At 39.9% G+C, this 5,257-nt stretch carries 4 protein-coding genes and 1 pseudogene; 4 read left to right on the top strand and 1 reads right to left on the bottom strand.

Annotated features, from left to right (window positions below):
- The first annotated feature begins 640 nt into the window (after positions 1-640).
- On the top strand, positions 641-997 hold the full coding sequence (locus F981_RS22750) for a type II toxin-antitoxin system RelE/ParE family toxin (protein WP_000269911.1): 357 nt from the start codon (positions 641-643) through the stop codon (positions 995-997).
- On the top strand, positions 990-1,292 hold the full coding sequence (locus tag F981_RS22745) for a helix-turn-helix domain-containing protein (protein WP_001140620.1): 303 nt from the start codon (positions 990-992) through the stop codon (positions 1,290-1,292). The genes F981_RS22750 and F981_RS22745 overlap by 8 nt, the downstream gene beginning before the upstream one ends.
- 41 nt (positions 1,293-1,333) lie before the next feature.
- Here the strand turns inward: F981_RS22745 and F981_RS22740 are convergent.
- Positions 1,334-1,495, bottom strand: a pseudogene (locus tag F981_RS22740) (IS6 family transposase); the annotation flags it as partial.
- A 603-nt stretch (positions 1,496-2,098) separates the two neighbouring features.
- Here F981_RS22740 and F981_RS22735 point away from each other — a divergent pair.
- Together F981_RS22735 and F981_RS22730 are read left to right on the top strand one after the other, a co-directional pair.
- Positions 2,099-3,718 carry an oleate hydratase gene (locus tag F981_RS22735; RefSeq protein ID WP_004726755.1) on the top strand — a complete coding sequence of 540 codons (1,620 nt, stop codon included), beginning with the start codon at positions 2,099-2,101 and terminating at the stop codon, positions 3,716-3,718.
- Between the two features lie 267 nt (positions 3,719-3,985).
- Positions 3,986-5,044 (top strand): 2,3-butanediol dehydrogenase, encoded by a 1,059-nt coding sequence (locus F981_RS22730; protein WP_004281883.1) that lies wholly within the window; start codon positions 3,986-3,988, stop codon positions 5,042-5,044.
- Positions 5,045-5,257: the final 213 nt, after the last annotated feature.

Genomic DNA, 5,257 nt, shown 5'->3' with positions numbered 1-5,257 from the left:
CCTTGAAAGTGCCGACCGTGGAAGGGATTCATCTGCTGTATCTCGAAATAAATAAGATATTTAGCTTATCATGTCAGCCTATTTGCAACAGTGCCCATTTTAAATGGTTTATCGCATAGACATTTTAATTGGTGAATAACAGTCTTTTTAAATAGTGTTATTTATCATATACTTGACACAATAAAACCAAAACCAAAAAGATCAGAAAACACACGCTTTCACAACTCGTGTTTTTTTAAGCAGATTTGTAATCTTTCGCCAATAAAATCGTCTAAAAAATGCTCAATTTTGGCATTTTCCCAATGTTCTCAGCTCTTCTAGGGCGAAAACTATCCCCAATTGCTGTGGATGAAATTTAGGCTATTTTGTACGCTTTGGCTCACATCAATCTCGGCCCTTTGCGGCTATCTGGAACAGTAGAATTTTCATATGATTAAGTGGTCAGGAACAGGAAGTTCCATATAATTAAAAATAAGCACCAGGATGGCGCTATATAAGACACGCAAGAGCACAGAGACCTAATGTTCCAATAAAAAACCCTGGCAGGATGCCGGGGTTTTTTATTGCCTATCATTTCTCATTTGCAAAACAAGCATAATGCCTCTAAAATATAGACTATAATCTATATTTTGGTTGTGGTATGTGGACAGTCATTACGACAGATCTATTTAATCAGTGGCTTGAACAGCAAGATGAATCTACTCAAGAGAAGGTCCTAGCTGCCCTGGTTGTTCTACAGCAGCAGGGGCCGAGTTTAGGCCGCCCTTTAGTAGATACTGTGTATGAGTCTAAATTTACCAATATGAAAGAACTGCGCGTTCAACATCGCGGTAGACCCTTAAGAGCTTTCTTCGCATTTGATCCCTTACGACAGGCTATTGTTCTATGTATTGCTGATAAAGGCGGTAAAAAGCGTTTTTATAAAGACATGCTGGATATTGCAGATGAACAATACCAACTTCATCTCACTACCCTAGGAGATAAATCTAATGGCTAAGACTCTGCAAGAATTGTTAGCTAGCCGCTCTCCAGAGAGCCAAGCCCGTATTCAAAAAATGGCTGATGAATTACTGCTAGAAAATCAGCTTCATCTTATTCGTGAAGAACTCGAAATTTCTCAAAAAGAGCTTGCTGAAACTTTGGGAATAAAACAGCCATCGCTTTCAGCAATAGAAAATCGTGGCAATGATCTTAAGATTTCAACCATGAAAAAGTATGTTGAGGCAATGGGTGGGAAGCTCCGTATTGATGTAGAGCTTCCAACAGGAAAACATATAGGATTCAACGTTTAACAATAAAAATGGGAGCTATAGGCTCCCATTTTTAGATTCGTATAACGTTGAACCCAACGGTAAATAGTCGTGTGATCAACATTCACACCCCGTTCGGCCAGCATTTCCTGCAGTTCACGATAGCTAATGCCATATTTACAATACCAGCGCACAGCCCAAAGAATGATTTCGCCCTGAAAATGCCGACCATGGAAAGGATTCATATGCTGCACCTTTAGCTAAAACAGTCTTCAACTTACCATTCGTGGTTATTTGCAACAGTGCCACTTGGGTGGTCTGCCTTTAGCTGGAACATGCTTCTGCAATTGCTCAACCATTTAAATAAAAGGTTGACCATGAGATGCCTGTATATCGCTTAAACTGTGTTTCAGAAAGCTTCTTTGAATCAATGTATTTCATCCGCAGATTATGCACGAATGCTAAGAAAATTAGAGTACAAATATCAATCAAAAAGGTGCTCGTTTTTTGATTTATGAAAGAGATCTATTATTCAATTATATCTTTTAATGATCAATAGAAAGCCTAGTTTCAAACACATTCTTCAGACACAAACAAATATGATCAAAATAGAGTGATTACTCTATAAAATAATAAAATCAATTACTTAAATCATATTTTATTTTAAAAAAATACAAATGTGTATTAAAAATAACCATTACTTACATTTTTTTGATTACAAAATATAATGAGTAAATTGCTTCCCATTTCATACATTTTTCATATATAAAAAGTCATACTATTTTTAAGGTTTTTCTAAATCACATTTTATACTTCATAGTTTTTAACATCATTATTAAAGGTGAACCATGCAAAAGAAGAAGCGCACCCCATTAGACGCACAACAGTCCCATCTTTGGATTATTGGTGGTGGTATCGCAGGTATGGCTGCTGCTGCATTTGCAATCCGTGATGCCAAAGTCCCTGCCAAAAATATCCATATTTTAGAAGAACTCGATATTTCAGGTGGTTCGATGGATGGTGGACATACACCGCATGCCGCGCAAGCTTGGGTAACACGTGGTGGGCGAATGCTGACCGATGAAACTTATTTGTGCCTATGGGACTTATTTTCCAGTATTCCATCTTTGGAAAATCCAGACATTTCGGTGCGTGAAGAATGTCGTGAGTTTAATGAAAAAGTGAAAACCCACGCCAATGCACGGTTGATTGATGCCGAACATGTCATTGCGGATGCAGCAAAGCTTGGTCTGAATACGCTACATCGTGCACAGATGCTGCGCCTATTAGCTTCAAAAGAAGAAAAAATTGGCAGTCGCCGCATTGATGAGTTTTTTGATGAAACCTTTTTTGAAACCAATTTCTGGCGCATGTGGCGCACGACTTTCGCTTTTCAAAAATGGCACAGTGCAGCAGAGTTAAGACGCTATTTCTTGCGTTTTATTCAAGAATTGCCACGCATTCATACCTTAGCGGGTGTGAAACGTACCAAGTACAACCAATATGACTCGATGATTCTGCCCCTACAGCGTTGGTTAGTCGCACAAGGCGTCGATGTGCGTTTTGGACACTATGTCACAGATGCAGACTTCATTACCAATGCTGAAACTCAAGAACGCTACGCTTCACGCCTATATGTACAATTGCCTGAAGGCTCAGAGCAAATTAATCTGAAAGCCAATGATTTAGCTATTTTCACTTTAGGCTCTATTACAGCAGACTCACGTTATGGCGGTAATCATGACGTGCCTGCCCTTATTCGTCATCGAGAAGATCATGGCTGGACGCTTTGGGAAACGCTGGCACAAAAAGCCCCAGACTTTGGCCGTCCAATGACTTTTTATGGCAATGTCGATGAACATAAGTGGGAGTCTTTCACTCTGACCATGAAAGATGACGTGCTACTTAAACGTATTATTGACTATACAGGCAATGAACCAGGCACAGGCGCACTCATGACTTGGTATGAGTCGGGTTGGCATTTATCCATCGTGGTTCCTGCACAGCCACACTTTGCCGACTTACCTGAAGGTTTATATACCTTATGGGGCTACGGTTTCCAAATTGACCATATAGGCGATTACATCAAAAAACCAATGTCCGAAGCCACGGGGCAAGAAATCCTAACAGAACTGATTAAACAGCTCGGTTTTGACGACATTTTAGATCATGTTTTGGCAACGACTGATGTTACTACCGCCATGATGCCATACGCCTCTGCCCTATTCGCCTGCCGTAAACCGGGGGATCGTCCACAGGTAATTCCACAAGGCTCACAAAACTTTGCTTTCCTTGGACAGTTTGTGGAAATTGAAGATGACGTGGTCTTTACTGTGGAATATTCAGTTCGTGGGGCGATGCTTGCCATTTATGAATTTTTTGGGGTGGAACGTGAAATCCCTGAAATTTACAACGGTCTACTTGATCCCAAAGTGGGTTTAAAAGCTTTAGAAACAGTGTTCCACTAAGTTTTTAATATATAGCGATAAGAGCACCTTTATGTCGCCACTATTACATAGTTTAATTTAAGCAACGTTTGGATACACGAGTGTGGCAGGGATGCCACACGTTATCCATCATAATAGGGATGTTATGTATGGGTAACAAAGGCTTTTGCTTTCTTTTGGCCTATCAAAAGTAAGGTTATTGCCTACGCAAACACCTTTTATACTTTATTGAAAGTTGAGGCCGTGTACGCACTGGTTTACCGTTAACATCAATATAAGGAATATAAAATGAAAGCAGCTCGTTTTTATGACCGAGGGGATATTCGAATTGAAGATATCCCTGAACCGAAAGTACTTCCAGGCACAGTTGGAATTCAAGTTGCGTGGTGTGGTATTTGCGGTACAGATTTACATGAATTCATGGAAGGTCCTATTTTTATTCCACCTTGTGGTCACCCACACCCAATTTCGGGAGAATCTGCACCTGTAACAATGGGACATGAATTTTCAGGCGTGGTTTATGCAGTTGGAGAGGGTGTAGATGATATCCAAATTGGGCAACATGTCGTAGTTGAACCCTACATCATTGCTGACGATGTGCCGACTGGCCCCAATGATAAGTATCATTTATCAAAAAATATGAACTTTATTGGTTTAGGCGGACGCGGTGGTGGTCTTTCTGAAAAAATTGCAGTTCAGCGGCGTTGGGTACATCCTATTTCAAATGATATTCCTTTAGACCAAGCAGCATTGATAGAACCTTTATCTGTCGGTCATCATGCCTATGTCAGAAGTGGCGCAAAAGCTGGCGATATCGCACTGGTTGGTGGAGCAGGCCCAATAGGCTTACTTTTATCTGCTATTTTAAAGGCTAAAGGTCTCACGGTCATCATTACTGAACTGAGTGCAAAACGTAAAGAAAAAGCGATAGAAGCGGGTGTTGCCGATTATGTACTAGACCCATCTAAGGTTGATGTAGTTGCTGAGGTAATGAAAATTACAGAAGACCGCGGTGTAGATGTCGCTTTTGAATGTAGTAGTGTCAATAAAGTCATGGATACACTCGTTGCAGCAATGAAACCAACTGGTGTAGTCGTTATCGTTTCTATTTGGAGCCATCCTGCCACAATTAATGTGCATAGTGTGGTGATGAAAGAGCTAGATATTCGTGGCACGATTGCTTATGTAAATGATCATCAGGAAACTATCCGTTTGGTTGAGCAAGGTAAGATTAATCTAGAACCTTTTATTACCCAACGGATTGCATTAGATGATCTTGTTTCTAAAGGCTTTGAAACATTGATTCATAATAATGAGTCTGCTGTAAAAATTATTGTTCATCCGTAGTAACGCCTAATTTGAACGACTAATTTGAATAAACTAGAAATAAACTCTATGTAGCTATTTCTAATATCTTTATAGATAGGGAATGAGTCTGTACGTACAGATTCATTCTCAAATTTACGGCACTGTTGCAAATAGAGATTTGAGTCGATGATGTTCCCTTTAAAAAGTGCTTAGAGACCGAAAACCCTGTTGATTAGACACACTTCACCCTGA

This window comes from Acinetobacter guillouiae CIP 63.46 (assembly GCF_000368145.1).
Lineage (GTDB): Bacteria > Pseudomonadota > Gammaproteobacteria > Pseudomonadales > Moraxellaceae > Acinetobacter > Acinetobacter guillouiae.
This window is presented reverse-complemented; position numbering and strand designations above follow the sequence as displayed.

Coding starts and splice junctions, on each gene's coding strand:
- F981_RS22730 (WP_004281883.1), top strand. CDS start 3,986: ATGAAAGCAGCTCGTTTTTATGACCGAGGGGATATTCGAATTGAAGAT.
- F981_RS22745 (WP_001140620.1), top strand. CDS start 990: ATGGCTAAGACTCTGCAAGAATTGTTAGCTAGCCGCTCTCCAGAGAGC.
- F981_RS22735 (WP_004726755.1), top strand. CDS start 2,099: ATGCAAAAGAAGAAGCGCACCCCATTAGACGCACAACAGTCCCATCTT.
- F981_RS22750 (WP_000269911.1), top strand. CDS start 641: ATGTGGACAGTCATTACGACAGATCTATTTAATCAGTGGCTTGAACAG.